Annotated in this window: 16 protein-coding genes; 5 read left to right on the top strand and 11 right to left on the bottom strand. The window is 45.4% G+C overall.

Annotated elements, in window-relative coordinates:
• Positions 1 to 4 precede the first annotated feature (4 nt).
• Both efeO and NO352_RS08285 read right to left on the bottom strand, forming a co-directional pair.
• A complete protein-coding gene (gene efeO, locus NO352_RS08290; protein ID WP_005549495.1) occupies positions 5 to 1183 on the bottom strand; it encodes an iron uptake system protein EfeO in 1179 nt (392 codons plus the stop codon).
• Positions 1180 to 2646 carry an FTR1 family iron permease gene (locus NO352_RS08285; RefSeq protein ID WP_289355325.1) on the bottom strand — a complete coding sequence of 489 codons (1467 nt, stop codon included), beginning with the start codon at positions 2644 to 2646 and terminating at the stop codon, positions 1180 to 1182. Before NO352_RS08285 ends, efeO begins: the two co-directional genes overlap by 4 nt.
• A 266-nt stretch (positions 2647 to 2912) precedes the next feature.
• On the opposite strand from NO352_RS08285, the gene NO352_RS08280 reads away from it, so the two are divergent.
• Positions 2913 to 3638 (top strand): glutamate--tRNA ligase family protein, encoded by a 726-nt coding sequence (locus NO352_RS08280; RefSeq protein ID WP_483311822.1) that lies wholly within the window; start codon positions 2913 to 2915, stop codon positions 3636 to 3638.
• 62 nt (positions 3639 to 3700) lie between these two features.
• Here the strand turns inward: NO352_RS08280 and NO352_RS08275 are convergent, their stop codons facing one another.
• Both NO352_RS08275 and NO352_RS08270 read right to left on the bottom strand, forming a co-directional pair.
• Positions 3701 to 4591, bottom strand: coding sequence for a DMT family transporter (locus NO352_RS08275; protein ID WP_268619803.1), 891 nt, complete (start codon positions 4589 to 4591; stop codon positions 3701 to 3703).
• Between the two features lie 156 nt (positions 4592 to 4747).
• Positions 4748 to 5941: a dicarboxylate/amino acid:cation symporter gene (locus tag NO352_RS08270; RefSeq protein ID WP_005549501.1), complete on the bottom strand. Its 1194-nt coding sequence runs from the start codon at positions 5939 to 5941 to the stop codon at positions 4748 to 4750.
• Between the two features lie 361 nt (positions 5942 to 6302).
• On the opposite strand from NO352_RS08270, the gene NO352_RS08265 reads away from it, so the two are divergent.
• The gene (locus NO352_RS08265) at positions 6303 to 7010 is read left to right on the top strand and encodes a peptidylprolyl isomerase (protein ID WP_289355324.1); all 708 of its coding nucleotides are present in this window, start codon (positions 6303 to 6305) and stop codon (positions 7008 to 7010) included.
• 193 nt (positions 7011 to 7203) lie between these two features.
• Here NO352_RS08265 and NO352_RS08260 read toward each other — a convergent pair whose 3' ends face one another.
• The 7 genes from NO352_RS08260 to pdxR form a co-directional block, all read right to left on the bottom strand.
• Positions 7204 to 7686: a hypothetical protein gene (locus tag NO352_RS08260; RefSeq protein ID WP_005549505.1), complete on the bottom strand. Its 483-nt coding sequence runs from the start codon at positions 7684 to 7686 to the stop codon at positions 7204 to 7206.
• Between the two features lie 129 nt (positions 7687 to 7815).
• Complete coding sequence (locus NO352_RS08255) at positions 7816 to 8676, bottom strand: amidohydrolase family protein (protein ID WP_005549507.1); 861 nt, start codon at positions 8674 to 8676, stop codon at positions 7816 to 7818.
• Positions 8677 to 8690: 14 nt separating this feature from the next.
• Positions 8691 to 11792: a GNAT family N-acetyltransferase gene (locus NO352_RS08250; RefSeq protein ID WP_289355323.1), complete on the bottom strand. Its 3102-nt coding sequence runs from the start codon at positions 11790 to 11792 to the stop codon at positions 8691 to 8693.
• A gap of 460 nt (positions 11793 to 12252) precedes the next feature.
• Positions 12253 to 12651, bottom strand: a complete 399-nt coding sequence (locus tag NO352_RS08245; RefSeq protein ID WP_005549511.1) for a DivIVA domain-containing protein — start codon at positions 12649 to 12651, stop codon at positions 12253 to 12255.
• Between the two features lie 208 nt (positions 12652 to 12859).
• On the bottom strand, positions 12860 to 13030 hold the full coding sequence (locus NO352_RS08240) for a hypothetical protein (RefSeq protein WP_289355322.1): 171 nt from the start codon (positions 13028 to 13030) through the stop codon (positions 12860 to 12862).
• A gap of 97 nt (positions 13031 to 13127) precedes the next feature.
• Positions 13128 to 14060 (bottom strand): D-alanine--D-alanine ligase, encoded by a 933-nt coding sequence (locus tag NO352_RS08235; protein ID WP_268619805.1) that lies wholly within the window; start codon positions 14058 to 14060, stop codon positions 13128 to 13130.
• A gap of 3 nt (positions 14061 to 14063) precedes the next feature.
• Positions 14064 to 15515, bottom strand: coding sequence for a MocR-like pyridoxine biosynthesis transcription factor PdxR (gene pdxR, locus NO352_RS08230; protein WP_289355321.1), 1452 nt, complete (start codon positions 15513 to 15515; stop codon positions 14064 to 14066).
• Positions 15516 to 15731: 216 nt separating this feature from the next.
• On the opposite strand from pdxR, the gene NO352_RS08225 reads away from it, so the two are divergent.
• The 3 genes from NO352_RS08225 (at position 15732) to NO352_RS08215 (ending at position 18301) form a co-directional block, all read left to right on the top strand.
• Entirely contained in the window at positions 15732 to 16703 is a 972-nt protein-coding gene (locus NO352_RS08225) for an aldo/keto reductase (protein WP_289355320.1), read from the top strand.
• A 249-nt stretch (positions 16704 to 16952) separates the two neighbouring features.
• Entirely contained in the window at positions 16953 to 17699 is a 747-nt protein-coding gene (locus NO352_RS08220; protein WP_268619808.1) for an MBL fold metallo-hydrolase, read from the top strand.
• 299 nt (positions 17700 to 17998) lie between these two features.
• Complete coding sequence (locus NO352_RS08215) at positions 17999 to 18301, top strand: DUF5316 family protein (RefSeq protein ID WP_005549521.1); 303 nt, start codon at positions 17999 to 18001, stop codon at positions 18299 to 18301.
• The last annotated feature ends 9 nt before the right edge of the window (positions 18302 to 18310 follow it).

Below are 18310 nucleotides of genomic sequence, written 5' to 3'. Positions count from 1 at the left end.
CCTCTTACAACACATTCGCAATTTGAGACATCGTCTGCGACAACGAAGTGAGCTTCTGGCTCATATCGCGAATTTGTTTCTCCTCAAGCTTATCATAGGCGATAAAAGAATCGCCTTGGCGATATTGGTTCAATGCTATTTCGAACTCTTCGAATTGCTTATCTAGTTTTTCCGTTACATCTGAATGTGAGCTTACGAGCGCGCTCTTCACTGTCAAATAGACTGCCTTGGAGCCCTCTACATTGGCTGCTAAGTCAACCAAATCCATACGAGAATAGCGCTCTTCCTCACCAGTAATTTTCGAGATGCCGGCCTCATTCAACAATTCCATAGAGCCAGCAACCATTTGTTCCGGTGTAAGCTGCACATTTTGGATCATGCCATCAAGCTGGGCTACATCCTTCATAAGCTGCTTCGCCACATTGGTTTGACCTTCCAACTTCTTTTCGATCCAGAGAGCCTTCTCAATTCGGTGGAAGCCTCCCCATTTCGCAATATCCTCTACATCGTTCTCACGTGCATCAATGCTTGGATCAAGGTCACCGAAGCTTTCCGCAATCGGCTCGATTCGTTCATAGAAGACACGTGCCTTCGGATACAATTCCTTTGCAGCATTCATATCTCCTTTAATAACTGCATCCGTGAATGCCTTAGTCGCCGAGACAAGCTCTTTGCTTTGCTCCCGTACATATGCTTTATATTCGCCTGCAGCCTTTTGGAGCTGCTCACTTGCTTTGTTATTGCCCTTCTTCGCAGAAGCCAACTCAGACAGCGCCGTCTTCAGCAATGGTATCTCTTTCTTCATCGTTTCTGTATTCGGTTCATCCTTAACCGCTTCAATATAGATAGGTTGAAGATGCTTCTCAATTTCCGTATACTCGAACGGGAATTCCGTGCGAACCCCATTTTCGAACGAAAGCCAAAAGCTGTTCATTTCTTTGCCCTGCTTTTTGACATCGTCCATTTTATTGGCGTTAACAGCCTGTTCCAGTTTGTCGATGAATCCATTGAGCTTATCAACCGAGTCCTTCATTTCACTGGTAATGCCAGAATCCTGTGCACTTTCTTGAACGGCCTGCTTCCCAGTATTCGCTCCATCAGTACCCGTGCTTGAACTGCTGGAGCAGCCTGCAGCCATCCAGAATGTACATGCAATTGTTGTTAATAATAGAATTCGCTTCATAGACTTCGTTCCTCTCTACTCGATAATGAATGATTGCGCTTAGGTATGAACAGCATGCCAAGAATGAACAAGATAATGACAAGCTGTGGAATTGTACTGTACAGCGACGGGAATACGCCCAAAGCCGAAATCGTCGGCATATGGTCTGAAATGCTGGAAGGAATCAGGCCTGCCAGCTGTAAGCTATGTACGCCGCTTCCCATAAATTTAAGGCACATATATAGAACAATAACTGTGGAAATTAAGAAGAATGGCTTCAACGGTATTCGAACACCCAGCTTCAGGATCAGCACACCGACAATCAAGAGAATCACGAAGCCTGTTAACAGCCCGCTAACCAGTTCAAATGTACTCAACTTTCCAGTCAATCCGATCAAGAAAATGACCGTTTCCAATCCCTCACGCAGAACGGCAAAAAAAGCAATGAGCGCAAAGGAGACTATTTTGCCGCTTACCGCTTCCCTCTTCTTTTCCTGAAGCATGCTGTTCCACTTCTCTATATTGGATTTGCTATGCAGCCAGTACCCGACATAGAGCAGCATCAGTGAAGAAAATACCCCAGACACACCTGCCAGCACAAAATTGTTCTGTCCAAACATCGACGCAGATAGCACGTAAGATACGATCAGCCCAATAATAAGACTGGCAGCTAAGCCAAGCACGGTTCCCCCCCATACCCATCGTGAGGATTTCTGTTCATTCGTTTTCTTCGCAATCGTCAGCAAGGAGCCAATGACCAGAAGAGCCTCCAAGCCTTCACGAATGGGGATCAAGGCCGCATCCCACATATTGTAAGCATTATTCTCCAATGGAGTTAGGCTGTCGATCATTTGCTGCAGTGTGCGGATTGCCTTCTCTGGCTTTGAGTCCACATAGGACAGCAGCAGACCTAAGTTTTGCTCGGACTCGTTATACACCTGCTGCGATTGGGTCACTACATCCGCCTCTACCGTAAGCCAAGATTGAACCAGCATTTCAATGCTCGATTTTGCTTCCGCAATTTTTCCATCTTGAATCTGCTGCTTCGTCGTTTCGAGTGATGTTACATACTCACTTAGCGTCATGGCGCCTTTGCTTTTATTTGCTCTTGCTACGAGAATGCTCTTCTCATAGGTCTCTACAGTCGACAAGAGCTGTTCAAGTCCCTCTTTCATCTCGTTGCTATCATGATTCAGCAAGCGATTCGCAACAAGCGCCATACTCGATTCAATTTTGCTGGCTGCCTTCCAATTCTCTTTCTTTACAGCTCGTTTACTGTCATTCCATACTTCCTTAAATTTTTGGAAAGCTAGATTCCCCTCTGTAATGTGAGAACTGCTTGCCGCGTCAACCGCTGTCTTGGCAACTGATACAAGTTGCTTTGCGAGTTCATAGCTGTCAGATTGTTGTGCTAACACCACATTCGTGCAGCTTGACCATAACACGGCACAGATAATGACCGTCGCGACAACTAACTTCTTCATGCTTCACCTTCTTATTGCCCGAGTCTTATAATTGATAATGATTATCAGTATTGTTAGATTAGTACGCTCAACAGGGATTGTCAATCTTTTTTTAGAGGAATAAGCAGCCAACTGGTTGATCCTAATTGTCATGCGGCATGTAGAGAGAAGCAGTGGTCAATACTGAAAGAATACGATTCGCCTCAAGCTTGACCGCTCGACGCGCTTGGACGATTTCCATATGATAGGGCACATACACATTTTAATGACGGGAAATGGTGATTAAGTTGATTAGAAGAGGGAGGTTCGCTCTAACTCCATCGGGATCAATGCACCTTGGCAATGCAATGACAGCATTATTGGCATGGCTGCAAATGCGAAGTGTAAATGGAGAGCTAGTACTGCGTAACAATGGCGGCCCATATGAACCATACACACAGAGCTTGCGCCAATCTTACTATGAAGAGGCCTTGCAAAAGCTGCATGAGAATGATTGGCTCTATCCCTGTTATTGTAGTCGGGCTGAACTGCAGTCTATCGCGCACGCCCCTCATGGTCTGGCTGCTGAAGGCTCCGCTTATCCAGGTACATGCAGAGGCGTATCAATAGAAGCGCAAGCGATTCGCGCTGCGCATAAGCAGCCTTCGCACCGCTTTAAAGTCGCGAATAAAGTTATGTCCTTTCATGATGGTGTACACGGAGAAATGACATCAAGTTATAACAATCGCTTATCCAAAAGGAATTGTTCACTTTCCATCGCTGCTGCTCGACAGGCAAGCACGCGCCCAGAGCATCTTCTTGGATGGCTTGCTTACTGGAGCGGCATCATTGATCGCCCAGAGTCCGTGCAGCCTAACGAACTCGTGGAACATTTCAGCATATCACGGATTGGACGTCATTCTGTTGTTGTCGAACAAGAGGCTATAAAGCAATTAGTCGGGAAGCTCACTTCATTACAAGGCGCATCCAGCATTTCAACAATTTTTCCATATAGACGGGCTCCCTTCGACTGATTGCTCCCCAAATCATTGCTACGACCCTATGATAAGCCGATTTTCAAATTACGTAACTTCGCTCAATCACAAGTAAGCTTCGCTTGTTCTTTGGGCTTTATCATGGCACAAGCCATTCCCGCGAAGATGAGCAAAATCCCTCCGATCTGCAGCGTCGTTGGCCGAAAACCTGTAATGAGCGTGTCCAACAATATAGCGACGGCAGGATCAAGAAAGACCAGTACCGATATCATACGTGTCGGCAGTTCCCGCAAACTGTCAAAGAATAATAAATAAACAAATCCCGTATGTATGAAGCCTGTTGCTACAATCGCAAACCAATTGCCAGCTGTTAATGTAGAGTAAGAAGACATATCAACGAATGGCAGCAGCAGCACGATTCCTAGGCTCGTTTGTATAATCGTAATCGCATACCCGCTTAATTCGACAACTCCCTTGCCCAGCAAGGTTGTCATTGCATAAAAGACGGCTGCCATCAAAGCCCATACTACTCCGGATGATAATAATTCGCCAGCACTTGCCCCTCCCTCGATACCGATAACAAAAACAGTACCTACGAAACAAATACCAACAGACAATACAGACCATACCGTTAGCTTTTCTTTGAATAATATACTGCCCATCAGCACCACAATGACCGGGGCAAGATGATAAATCGAGATGGCTATCGTAATGGACATCCATTCAAAAGATTTGAACAAGAACACCCAGTTTCCAACGAGAAACACGCCACACGCTAACGTTTGCAGCAATTCTCGCTTGCTCCACCTTTCCCTCCGATATTGTCCAGTTGCGATCCAGCAGAGACCCAAAAATAAAGATGCACAGATGCACCGGACGAAGACAAGCTCCATCGAAGGCAGACCGGTATGCTCTGAGAAAAATCCGATAGAGCCAAAAATACACATCGATACGATCATTTTGATCATAGGCAGATAACTCTTGCTCTTCATAGTAGTGAAATCCTCCTTCTCTGTATTTCTCATGGTAGATTTGTTTTCAATAGGATGCGACATTACTGCCTTACTATATATTACCACATGATGGAAACAGAAAGAGAAGGGACAAGCTGTTGCCTGTCCCTTCTCACTATTCGTGTTCTTATACCGTTACTCCATTGTCTGTTCTTTGGTATTTTCATTCAATCTTAATCTCTGCTTGAAGGAGTGAATGATCTGTGCAATCGCTCCGTCTCCTGTCACATTAGCAGCTGTTCCGAAGCTGTCTTGTGCAATATAGAGCGCGATAGCCAGACTGATCATTGCTTCGTTGAAGCCAAGCATCGATTGAAACAATCCGACAGCCGCCATCACGCCCCCACCTGGCACGCTTGGTGCCGCAATCATGGATATGCCTAACATGAAAATGAATGGCAGCATCGTGCTTACTGACAATGATGCCCCGTTAATATACATGATCGCACTGGCTACTGAAGTAATTGTTACGGTAGAGCCGGTAATATGAATTGTAGCGCACAGCGGCACTACAAAGTTCGATACCTCTTCATCAGTGCCTAGCTTTTTCACTTGAGACATTGTCACAGGAATCGTCGCTGCTGATGATTGCGTACCTAGTGCGGTAAAATACGCTGGAAGCATCGTACGCAGCATCGAGATTGGGTTGCGCTTGTTTAAAATTCCCGCAATTGTGTACTGTCCGATTATGACAACAAAATGAAGAATTAAGATCATAATAAATACTTTCAAGAATACTTGCAAGATGAAGGCAACCTCTCCAGCCTGCGTCATGTTCATAAAAATACCCGCAATATGAAACGGAAGCATCGGAATCAAAATCGTATGAATTACCTTGCCTATAATCTCTTTAAACTCCAGCGAAGCCGTAAGCAGCACATTGGTTTTTAAAATTGTAATACCGACGCCAATGACGAACGATAACAGCAGCGCAGTCATAATATCGAATGCAGGCGGCATATCCAGTTTGAAAAAGCTCTTTAGCAGCATCTCTTCTGGATTGTTGGCTCTAAGTCCGGATGCTCCTGAGAGCAGCCACGGAAATGATGTTTTCGATACTACGTAAGCGAGTATGCCTGACAAAACCGTCGATACATAAACGATTAACGCCGTAATACCGAGCAGCTTGCCCGCCCCGCGTCCCAACTCACCTATGCCAGGGATAATAAAGCCAAGAATGATTAACGGTATGAGAAAGCTCAGAAATTGCCCGAATATATGATTAAACGTAGCAAATATGCGTATAAACCAATCTGGCATAATAAACCCCGCGCCAATTCCGAGCAGGATCGCAATAACAATGCGCGGAAATAATCCTAATTTTTTCATCATCTACGCTCCTTCCTGTCCACGCAAACAAAACAAATTGATTGTCCATATACAGTAGACATATGTATTCTTCTTGAACACATTTTCCAATATAGCATACAACAGACTGGAACAACACTGACAATTTACGGAATTTTTAATATCGCTTTCGCCACACATTATGTACTGATGTGCATGAAGTCTATTAATCCAGCTATGAAGCATCACCATTTCATTGGTTTCTTAAAGGTAGTAACCACGATGATTTTTGCCCTATTGATTGTCTCCGTAGTTGTTTAGGATTATGCTTCGCTGCTCATATGTGGTAATGTATTAATGAGACTATGGCAAAAGGGCCTGGACAATCAAGGAGGTTATGTAGTTGAAGCGTACACGCTATATTCAAATCTTCACCCTCATGCTTGCCGTACTGCTTATTGTCGCTGGCTGCGGCAACAAGCCGGCTTCTGAACAAAATGGAGCGGCAGACACCACAAACACGGCTCAAGACAGCAATAAGCAAGCATCGAAAAACGAAAAGGAAGACACCAAAAAACCATCCAATTCCAAAAATCCAATCGTCACAATCGAGATGGAGAGCGGAGACAGCATGGAAATTGAGTTGTATCCGGATAAGGCTCCTAACACCGTGAACAACTTTATCTCGCTTGTAAACAAAGGATTCTATGATGGAACCATCTTCCATCGTGTCATTCCTGGATTTATGATTCAAGGCGGCGACCCGCAAGGCATTGGCATAGGTGGGCCTGGCTATTCCATTAAGGGAGAATTTTCAAATAATGGTGTGGAAAATGATCTGAAGCATACGGAAGGCGTCCTATCTATGGCGCGCTCTCAAGATCCGAATTCAGCAGGCTCCCAGTTCTTCATTATGGTAGCAGACGCACCTCACTTAGATGGGGACTATGCAGCGTTCGGTAAAGTAATCAAGGGTATGGAGACCGCTCAGGCGATCGTGAATGTGCCAAAAGGGGCAGACGCCAAGCCTGAAAAGGAACAAAAAATGAAAAAGGTTACGGTTAATACATTCGGAATTACGTATCCGGAACCAGAGAAAACGCAGAACTAACGTATAGCATATATTTGATAACAGGGACAAAAGAAGGCTGGCTCCTTCTTATTGTCCCTGTTCTATATCTATATATTACCCATCAATGGGAATCTCGAAATCATGCTGATGTGCTGGTGTGCACTCTATTTATCGGCTCAAGGTGATATCGCAGCCTGAATTGAGTCGCAAGGAGAAGGAGACAGGGGCTGCACTACTTGCGTGCGGCCCGTTGTCCTGTGCTTGCAGCGCTGCGAGATGAATGCGATTGAATCGACGGGTTCAATTTGCGCGCTCGCTTTCCAGAATGACGCCGGCTGACCGCTTTTGCACGAGTCCCTTTCGTGAGCGCGATAGGGCCCATTAACGATTGAAATGTGTTATACATGGATCGCGCTTGCTGGAACATGCCGAACATCTTCTGAATTTTGCCGAACGTGTTCATCAGATCGTCGATTCCGTACTGTCTATTGAACGATGCATAAGGACCGCCTGTTGCATCGCCTGCCGCTTCCTGATTCACAGCAACCGATGATGCAGCGGGGTCAGTTGGGGCTGTTAGTCCAAATACATTTTGATTCATGTAAGGCGCAGAAGCTTTCGTTCTGCCCGGCTTGCTGATAGTTCTTGAGGTAACTTTAGGCGAGGCGGACAATTTTTGCTTCGGCGTCGTACCTTTGCGTCGAGACGTTCTCATGATGACGACCACCTTTACCTCTGCTAGTGTGAGTGGATTCCACTAAAGAGTGGAAGCCTTACAAGATAATCTATGCGCATCCTCAACAACTCGTATGGGTTCATGTCTCTTCCCCTTGCTTTTGTGCTATTACCTAACAAGCGGAAGAATCTTAGGAAACACCCGTAAGGCGTTGTGATAAAATACATTTTCTTGATATTTCTCGGGAATGATCGACTTCACAAATTCAATATACGTCCCAATCGGCGCAAGCGGCCAATCTGTACCGAAAAGCAGCTTATCATAATGGTCACAATACACGATGGCATGGCGCAAATGCTGGAAAAACAACGGTGACTCCTCATCCAAACGGGCAAACCTTCTTGAGTCTCCTACAAGCAGTCCCGACAAATCCGCATACACATTACGGTTCTTGTACACAACCTCGGCCCCATCCAGCACCCATGGATCACCGAAATGCGCCATCATCATCGTCACTTCCCGATGCTTAACCGCAACCTCATCTATCGTTAATGGGTGTGAATACTTTAACAGCCCTCTTTCTGAGTAGGTATCACCGCTATGAAATACAACCGGCACCTCATATTTCGCCGCTAATTCGTATACGCGATCATAGACTTGGTCGTAGGCATAGAAGGGATAGTAGCCAAGATATAATTTCAATCCAACGGCGTTAGGCTTCTGAAGCTCCTGCTCAACCCGCTTCCACGAATCTTCATCACATTGATACGGATTAATGCCAATACAGTAAGCAATCGAAGCCGGCATATCATCTGCCATATCGAGTATCATCGGATTTATTGCGTCTGCGTCCGGGAACCCATCCGCCTTAGTTTCTGCCAACCCCATTCCAATTCCGAGCACAACATTATGGTCTGCGTATTCTTGCAGCAATCCATTTGCACTATAATCTACACCCGATAATTGCCTAGCTGTTCGATGGAATTCTTCGATATGAGATAGGTGCATATGGGCATCAATGATTTTCATGCCTTGTCCACCTCCTAGTCAGATTGGGAAAAGCGGATTGCGCGAAGATCAGTTAATGCCTCCGGCTCAATTCGCTCCATAGAGAACAGCAACATGACAGGCGAAGTTCGCAGTGTCTGACCGTTCGGGATGTTCAGATCATGGGTAATACTTGCAAGTGACACCTCTTTATTTACATATACATTTGAACGGGCAGCAGTATGATCGGAGATGATATGAAGCAGCGCTGTCCTGTCATTGGAGCCGAATCGACAATCTGAATTTTCATAAATATCAATGACACCCTTGCCTTGAGGGAAAGCAATTGTCCGTCCGCAATGGGCATATGATTCCACCCAGCTGTCCTGCATCGCTTCACCCTGATGAACAAAAAATTGTTGTTCTAACCGATCACTCAAAAATGCCCGGGAATTCTGCAGCACATCCGTGAAATAACACAAAATCGGTACTCCTGGCAATAACAGATAGTAATTGCTCAGGCATATCCCTTTATACTTCTCATGCTCTTGAATGTTTAAATCAACACGAATTCCTTGCCATTCATTATGATGCTGATCGGACAGCTTCACAAATTGAGCTGACCGCTCTTGCTTCAGCACCGACATCGATCTAAGTTGATTCAGATCGGAGTAGATACCTCCCACAAACGGATTCCACCATGACTTCACGTCTCGTGACGGGTAGTTGTTCATGAGCCATTCTTCTCCTTCTACTTCGAGCGAGAACAGAGAAGTATAATAATCAGGCGCCGCCTTTATTCGGATAACCCCATTGTCAGCAGCGAAAACTTTATAGTTTGATTCTAACGTCTCTACACATTCGATCGGTTCCGTCAATTGGCGGAAAATCGCTGCTTGGTACTGGCCAAGCTCCGTATCCAAGCTCGTGCTTACATCTACGACATCTATGGATTGAAGCAAGGGCCGCAATGTTATGCTCACCTGGGTTGCCTCTTCCTCTGGCGTGATGGTAGACTGTGCTTCAATATCAGCCGAATAGCGATAGGACATTTCCACATTCCCATTCCAAGTGCTTTGCTTTCGATCCTGCAAGATCAATGTCGGCTCCCCCTTCACGAACGGATTCCGATCACCGATCATTAGTTGGGTCTGCGGGACAAGATGGACAGGCTCATCCCAGCCAGTCTGCATTGCAAGTGCACGAAATGACCGCCAATCCGTAAAACTTCCCAGAGATACGATAATCGTATCACTCTTGACAGTTGCACGAGCATCAATCGCTCCAAAGCTGGTGTTCAAATCAAAATGCCAGCTCTGAAAATTCAACTGGTAGGCCTCGCTCCAACAGATCCCGATCGGCAAGCCGTGACCACGGTTGAACAACCAGCGCTCCGTAATACGATTGCTGTCCCAATACTCATAAGCGCTCCCAATCGAATCACTCATTTCAACATACTGACCTTCATAAGGAATAATTGCTCGGAAGAGATCTTTTCGAATGGATTGGGATACCCATAGCTCGTGCGACATAGGCTTGTCCCCTTCATTCGTTGCTTCAAACCAACGTTCAACGATGCCATCCCCATGTAACCGGGTCATCACCTTCAAGAGAACATGCGGGAAGGCCGAGGAGCGAAAGTGTACAACCTTTAACATTGCTCCATTCGCTTCTTGAATAAATTCCACTTCAGCAGGTGCTTTCTTAGAGAACTCGTCCGAAAATGGCGTCCCAAGCTTCGGATATGACATAAATAATTGCTCTTCCATTCCTATGCATCTAAGCTCCGAGTCATGATGCTCCTTGTTCATAGTTACAGCATATTTCCCATTTCCGATATGCCAACCTAGATTACTCTTGCCTTGATAGGCAGCACCTACTCCTGGGAATGCCGCACCAATCCGTTGCACAAATGTCAGCGAATCGCCAGACTCTGACTCAGCATAGATTTGAATATCGGCTTGATAGTAACCAAATTCAAGAACATTATAATGGATGGCAATAGATTGTCGAGCAAGCGGCTCTAAGCTAATCTCGAGCTCGCTCTGTTCCCATACGATAAGCTCTTGGGATGGAAGGAAGAAGCGGAATGTGGCCCGGTCTGATAGATGGCTCTCAAAGTCAATATAAGCAATGCCTTGCCTTCGATGGTACACGCCGTCATTTGGCAGCTTCATTTCCACTTTGGCTGGGAGCTTGGGAAGAACACCAACACGAAATTGCGCAGCTTTTCCGTTAATGAGCAGCTCTGTGCATACAGCAGGGCTTGTTTTCCATTTACTCAGCTCTTCCTGCAGTTCCTGGACATCGAACTCAGCTGTTAAGCAGACATCTCCTATCACATCAACAGCAGAATGCCAATCAAAATGAATATTGCGATCACTTACGCCCCGAAGTTCAATGTGAAGAGGCTTCTGCGTCTTATTGACAAGACGATAACGGATCGAGTACGTTCTTCCGCAAATAAGAGCAGAAGAGTCAACCTCCGCTGCCAACAAATAATCGTCTGTCTCAATCAGCCTCATCCCTCGCCCTCTGCGTTCAAACTCAACTCGGAGTCTCTTGCCGGACTTTCCCCATTCATAAGCATAGTAATCGAAGCCATTTTGTTTGATTCCGTCGGGGGTTACATTAATTTCGCGAATGGAATCTTCGTACCAATCTAGCTGCTCAAAATAGGGAGCAAGTGCTTCGGTGCGAACGACGGTCGGGATAAAGTTCATGAGATGTGTAGTATCGTCACGATCTTCCCAGAAGAATCCGCACTTTTTATACAATGGGACTGCCTTGGTATTACTCTGCCATGTGTAGAGATCCAACCTCGGCCAGCCTAGCTCAATCGTATCCTCAACGGCTTTTGTAACGAGCAGCTTGCCGATCTTTTGACCGTGATAATCAGGATGTACGTTCAATAGCTGCACATAGAGTGCTCCTGTATCTTCCCGATACTCGCATATTTTGCAATACCCTACTACCCGTTCTCCATCAAGTGCCAGGTATAAGGCAAGAGTATCCGTGTTCTCCTCCTGCTGCCTCACCTGCTGTGCAGTCATTCTCGAGTTTCCGCCGCCGAATGATTCATTACTATCATTCCACATCTCGGCGATCGCTTCTGCTAATTCAGGTCGATATTGCTCTAATCGAATAGTACGAATCATGCCGCATCCTCCCAAGCAATACAAAATTAGTTTCTTGCGCGAATCATGATGCCATAATATGTCATCACCAATTATGATTATATCATCATCATCGTGGATAAATGTTACATTTGGAGGATTGCACCCTTGATGAATCCATGGGACAACCTTGGAGGCAGCGAGTATTGATTTAGTCTTCATAAGCGGGATCACTTGGGGGAACAAGGGCAGGATTCGGACAGCATAACCAGAAGTTAACGCGAGTTTCAGAGACACCCTGATTTTACCTTTTCGATAAGCTGCGGCGGCTCATCACTTATTGTATGTCTGACAGTTAGGGAAGCTGCACATATACCGCTACTCTACGAGAATCAGCGAGCGGGAAGCGAAGACTTGATTACATGCTAAAAAACCCGCGGCTTCGCGGGTATCTTTATGTATTGGGCCAGCGGCACACCTTACAATTGTGCCCCTGGTCTCATTACATGTCTTTTTCTGTTTCTCGTTCGATGGTCATACGATATTTCAATTCCGTAATATTCTGCTCCATTTTACGAACGATATCCTCGATGAACTTCACATCAACAGAAGGACCCTTGTTGAGGGATTCATCACGTTCACGGTGCATCATCGAAATCTTGTTCGCTCGTTCTTGCAGCTTTAATTCCTTGTACTTCTCCAACAAATCTGAAATTACCGCATAGAATTGGCTATAGTCCTTAATGATATCATCAAGAAATGCATCTACTTCATCTGGATCGTATCCACGGAATTTGATTTGAAAATCCTTCTGATGAATCGTGAACGCGTCCAGCGTAATGCCCAGTTGTTCAAACAATTCTTTTTGATGGTCATATTGCTCGTTCTTATTCTCTTCCATCTCTGTTCCTCCGTTCCATGCCAATCAGATCAAACTTCAATGTTTGATCGATTCTATCTAAAGAACACAGTATCAGCACTAACCGAACATTTCAAGTGTTTCCTTGTAATCTGTAAGGAAATGGCATAATGCCCGCATTATCAATCTTCCCCATATAGGAAAATGCCTCAGTCTCTCTCGCAGAAACTGAGGCAAAATGCTGATTCAGTTAAGATACAGTATCGTTCTTTCTCGTTGCAGAACGATTGGCATCTGCTTGCTCGAATGCTTCCCCACTGAACTCTGTATCCGTGTTATTCTCAGGAACAGGAAGCTTATTCAGCTTCGTCGTTTGAACCTCAGCTTTTGTTGCATGATCATGAGACGGCTTGTTGTTCATTGCTGCCCCTCCTTTCCTAACCTAGGATCGAAGGTTATTATGTGCATGTACAAGCTTTCCCATTCATTTAGAAGGTATGGCTGACGGCTTGCATCTTTTATTTCACAAGCTCACCATGAATGGGCTGACGCGTATGTTCTTGAAGGGAAATTTCAATAATTTGAGTAAGCAGTTCACTGTAGGATATACCCGCCGCTTGAGCACTCTTTGGCAGCAAACTATTTTTCGTCAATCCAGGAAGAGTATTCACTTCGATCACATACGGAACTCCTTGGTGAAGAATCATATCAATACGTGCATATACGCTGCATTGTACTGCCTCATACACACCAAGAGCCGTCCGACGCACCTGCTGCAAAATTGATTCAGGTAGCTCAATTACGACTTCATCCGCACCGCCATCCTCATATTTAGAGGAATAATCGAAAAATTCCCCCTTAGGCTTAATAGATAAAACCGGAAGCATTTGCCCATTCAAAATGGAACATGTTATCTCGTCGCCTTGAATATATTGTTCTATCAGTATCTCTGTGTCGTAACTGAACGCTTCCTGCAGGGCTGTCTCTAGCGATTCAGCATGATGCACCAACTGCACGCCAATGCTTGAACCACCTGCATTAGGCTTGATGACTAGCGGGAATCCGAGTGCTGCGCCAATTTGGTCAACATCGTATGCTGAACCAGCTTGCATCAAGAGCCAATCAGCAGTTGCGAAACCTTCACACTTTACAATCTTCTTTGTTAACAGCTTATTCATGCACAGACTGCTTGATAAAATGCCGCTGCCTGTATAGGGAATACCAAGCGTATCAAGCGTTCCTTGGATCGTTCCATCTTCTCCGAACGCACCATGAAGAGCAAGCAGCGCAACATCAATACCTTTCACTTTATCAATCAGCTCTGCCTTGCTGTTCAATACGATAGGCACAGCTTGATATTTTCTATCTAAGTTCTTGATCATTTCCTGACCTGTCATAAGTGAGACGTCTCGCTCCGAAGATACGCCCCCCATAATGATACCAACCTTCATCTGTTACCCCTCCTGGATGATTTGCTTTATAACATTCCCGATTATTTGGGTACCCCGCTCGATATCCGCTTCTGAAACGCGTGAAAACCCAATACGGAAGGTGTTTTCCCCTCCCCCATCCGTAAAGAAGCGGCTTCCTGGCGTAAATAAAACACCCTTCTTCTGACATCTGCTTAGAACTTCTGACACATCAACAGACGCATCTAGTTCAATAAACAAATGAAGACCGCCGTCACCCCATAATTTACGGAATGGAATATGCCGCTCGCAACTATGCACAGCCCATTCGTACTTGCGTTTATATACGGATTTTGCCTTTTTTAAGTAAGACTCGAAATGTCCATTGTGCAAATATTGATAGAGAACAGCTTGATCCAACGTTGAGGTATGAATCGTTCGTGCGCGTTTCATACTCACGAGATAGGAAATCATCTGCTCATCTGCGATTATCCAGCCAATTCGCATTCCGGGAAATAATATTTTAGAAAAGCTCCCAATATAGATAACATGATTAGCTCCTCCAGCGCAGGCAATAATCGGTGCAACATGTGCGCCGGAATAACGCAGTTCCTCACTAAAACCGTCTTCGATTACAGGAATGCCGTGCTTTGCGAATAGACGAATTGCATTCATCCGCTTGCTAGGAGACATTACGACGCCCGTTGGGTTCTGGTAGGAAGGGATCAGATAAGCCAAATCATAGGGTCTCTCCTCTACTGCAGCGGCCAATTTCTCCATGTTCACACCATCATGCTCCATTTCAATGCCATCGATATCAAGACCGTGCATCTTGAACAGCTTAATCGCACTATGATGGGTTGGATTCTCGCAAATGACACGCCCATGGCGCTTCTCAATTGCAGAGAGGACAATGTCCAGCCCTTCGGTGAATCCATTCGTAATGAGCATATCTTTGCCTTTCATGTCGATGCCCTTGGACTCCATATATTGCTTCAACTCTTCAATAAGCGGCTGATAGCCCTGTGCATATCCGTAATTGAGCATGATTTCGCCTTCTGCCGCAATTCGGTCTACTAAGGCCTGCTTTACATATTGAAGTGGAAATAACGATTCGTCAGGCGCAATGCTCATGAATGAAATCATGCCGCGCTCTCCGCGTACACCATGTTTCATCGCATCCATGCGCTCAGCGATTTGCGCCTTTTCACTCATTCTCTCGTTCCAGTTCATATTTGCATCGATTGTGTTGGATCGCTCTGCAGGTGAAGCATAACTGCCTTGGCCGGGAATCGAATAAATAAGTCCTTCATCAGCCAGCTCTTGATAAGCTGCGATTACTGTATTGCGGCTTACCCCCCATACATTGCCAAGCTCCCTTGTCGAGGGTAGCTTCTGATCAGCCGTCAGCCATCCGCGATTAATAAGCAACCGCAAATAGTCTCGAACCTGCAAATATGCCGGTTTCCCCGGGATAAGCTTAAAGTCTTGGAACATGTGCTCAACTCCCCCTTCTTATCTTGGCACATTCCAATCCGATTGAGAAGAACCACATTCAGGTTATTTTCCAGCAGATGCGGTTCTTAGGCGAAGAAGTGGAATCTCGTACACTACTGTAGTACACTAGTACTGTTAATCCAGAGCGATTTGGACGAACACTATAAAGCAACACGCATACGATTATCATTGACTACAACATTGGAGTGATTGCTTGTGACAACGTTACCATTGAATGAACGCGGAATTCCAGCTAGCCGTATTGTGCTTGGGTGCATGGGGATGGGTGGGAGCTGGGATGCTGAGCCGTATACGAAGGAGCATGTCAAACATGCGGAAGCCGCGGTGGAAGCTGCGCTTGAAATTGGCATTAACATGTTCGACCACGCGAATATATACGCTCGAGGAAAAGCCGAGCAAGTATTTGGCGAGGTACTGAAAGCGCAACCAGGCTTGCGCGAGAAGATCATTATTCAGTCGAAATGCGGAATTCGTTTTGCTGAAGGTGATATTCCAGGTCGCTACGATTTTTCGAAATCTCACATATTAGAAAGTGTCGACGACATTCTTGCCCGCCTAGGCACCGAGTATTTGGACATTTTGCTATTACACCGCCCCGACCCGCTAATGGAACCGGAGGAAGTCGGTGAAGCGTTTAATCAATTGAAAAAATCCGGCAAAGTACGGAATTTCGGCGTATCTAACATGAGTGCCGGTCAAATTCGACTCCTGCAATCATGCTGCGATGAGCCATTCGTAGCGAATCAGTTGGAAATGAGCCTTGCCCGCTTCGGCTGGCTGGATGCAGGCGTTCACGTGAATCAGGCTGCTTCTGCTGACGATACCTTCCCAGATGGAACGTTAGAGTATTGCCGAATGAATGGCATCCAAGTTCAATCCTGGGGTCCGCTTGCGCAGGGCTTGTATTCTGGACGCAAAATCGACAATGAACCCGAGTCGGTCAAAGTTACCGCCAACATTGTTCAGAAGCTTGCTTCCCAATACAACACAACTTGCGAAGCGATTGTGTTGGCATGGTTAATGAGACACCCTGCTCAGATTCAACCTGTAATCGGCACGGTAAATCCAGACCGCATTCGCGCATGTAAAGATGCTCTTCACATCACATTGACACGTGAAGAATGGTACTCTCTCTATGTAAGCACGAGAGGCCGCATGCTGCCATAATCCTAAATTATCTTGCAATGTAGCTGCTTACTGAAGAAGCGGCATCCTTCTGGATGTCGCTTTTTTTATGCCTTGATTTTTTATAGACAATATGAAGAGTTAGTGTTTGATGTAATTTCACCCTTGACAAATATTTTTATTTGTGTTATAATTGAATATTTTACAATTGATAAAACTCTCCATTCATGATAAAACAAACTATGCTTAGACATAGTGCCAAGTCTCAATCACAATGGAGGGCTATAGACAATGATCATTGCACCAGGAGTCATGATGTTAGAATTGGAATCTGAAGGTATCGGAGGAGCATTAGCGATTCACCCTACCCTTGTGTGGGATGAGCATTGTGCTGTACTAATCGATACAGGCATGCCAGGCGATTGGATTCGCATCCAGCATGCCATGCGAGAATCCGGTGTGCCGCTGGATCGTCTGCAAGCGGTTCTGCTTACCCACCAAGATCTCGATCATATCGGCAGTCTGCCTGATATTATCGCCTCCAAAAACGGATGTATCGAAGTGTTAGCTCACCAGGAGGACGCTCCCTATATAGAAGGCAAATATCCGCTTATCAAGACAAGCCGAGAAGCGCTGGCGAGCGTACTACCGCTGCTGCCCGAAGAACAGCGAGCTGAAGTATTGGCCATGTGCAATTTGCAGCCTTCTGCTAACGTAACACGCTTGATTGCGGATCATGATCTTCTTCCTTACTGTGGTGGAATTCGAATTATCCATACTCCTGGTCATACAGCAGGCCATGTCAGCATCTATTTGGAGCGCAGTCGCATCTTGATAGCCGCTGACGCCATGACAAGTAATAAAGGGATTTTGCACGGCCCCGTCCCGCATACGACGCTGGACATGGGAAGCGCAATCCGCTCACTAGGCAAGCTAACAAAATATCCGATTGACGCGGTTATCTGTTACCATGGCGGGCTGTCCAAACAGAACATACATCATCAGATCCTGCAATTGTCACAATCTTCGATCACGTAACCATAATAAAAGGGACATCTAACCTGCGAACTTCGCCGTTAGATGCCCTCCTATTTACTTTGAAAATCAACACATCATACTTTTCATATTTGATAGTGTAAAAACCATTTTCTTCAACCTCACTGGTTCCTATTCTGACTATAGATGGTTCTATCTCCTCAATAAACCTCCTAGTCCGTTATCTGCAATTCGATCGTAGTTTTACGATTGAACATTATGCTCAATTATTTTGATCTAACTTTCACATGGATCAAATGTCATGTATAATTGGGTAATAATGGGGTAAATGGAGGTGTATCATGATCGCACGGCGACTCGCAATTGGTCTCATTTTCGTTATTCTCACTGTATTGTATACATCTATTTGGCAAGGCGGAGATGCCCATATCCTATTCAACATTAACTGCTATTTCGGTTTGGGGCTTTGGGCAGTTGGTTCACTCTTTACTGGCGCATTCAATGATAACACGAAGCTTCGATTTAATATGGGCCATATCCCTGACGAAGACCATCGAAGAAATTTTAAATTTAGCGGCACAATGTTTGTAACGGGGCTGCCGAGTATCGTAACATGTATTTTCATCTATGTTGTTGTTCTATAATACGATACG

The sequence above is a fragment of the Paenibacillus sp. S-12 genome, assembly GCF_030363895.1.
Lineage (GTDB): Bacteria > Bacillota > Bacilli > Paenibacillales > Paenibacillaceae > Paenibacillus_B > Paenibacillus_B alvei.
Note: the sequence above shows the minus strand (reverse complement) of the source record. Positions and strands in the feature narration are given on the sequence as shown.

Bases quoted from the DNA above. Each gene is read 5' to 3' on its own strand.
- NO352_RS08240 (WP_289355322.1), bottom strand. From the start codon at position 13,030: ATGAACAACAAGCCGTCTCATGATCATGCAACAAAAGCTGAGGTTCAA.
- NO352_RS08255 (WP_005549507.1), bottom strand. From the start codon at position 8,676: ATGAAAATCATTGATGCCCATATGCACCTATCTCATATCGAAGAATTC.
- pdxR (WP_289355321.1), bottom strand. From the start codon at position 15,515: ATGTTCCAAGACTTTAAGCTTATCCCGGGGAAACCGGCATATTTGCAG.
- NO352_RS08250 (WP_289355323.1), bottom strand. From the start codon at position 11,792: ATGATTCGTACTATTCGATTAGAGCAATATCGACCTGAATTAGCAGAA.
- NO352_RS08235 (WP_268619805.1), bottom strand. From the start codon at position 14,060: ATGAAGGTTGGTATCATTATGGGGGGCGTATCTTCGGAGCGAGACGTC.
- NO352_RS08260 (WP_005549505.1), bottom strand. From the start codon at position 7,686: ATGAGAACGTCTCGACGCAAAGGTACGACGCCGAAGCAAAAATTGTCC.
- NO352_RS08220 (WP_268619808.1), top strand. From the start codon at position 16,953: ATGATCATTGCACCAGGAGTCATGATGTTAGAATTGGAATCTGAAGGT.
- NO352_RS08215 (WP_005549521.1), top strand. From the start codon at position 17,999: ATGATCGCACGGCGACTCGCAATTGGTCTCATTTTCGTTATTCTCACT.
- NO352_RS08270 (WP_005549501.1), bottom strand. From the start codon at position 5,941: ATGAAAAAATTAGGATTATTTCCGCGCATTGTTATTGCGATCCTGCTC.
- NO352_RS08285 (WP_289355325.1), bottom strand. From the start codon at position 2,646: ATGAAGAAGTTAGTTGTCGCGACGGTCATTATCTGTGCCGTGTTATGG.
- NO352_RS08245 (WP_005549511.1), bottom strand. From the start codon at position 12,651: ATGGAAGAGAATAAGAACGAGCAATATGACCATCAAAAAGAATTGTTT.
- NO352_RS08275 (WP_268619803.1), bottom strand. From the start codon at position 4,591: ATGAAGAGCAAGAGTTATCTGCCTATGATCAAAATGATCGTATCGATG.
- efeO (WP_005549495.1), bottom strand. From the start codon at position 1,183: ATGAAGCGAATTCTATTATTAACAACAATTGCATGTACATTCTGGATG.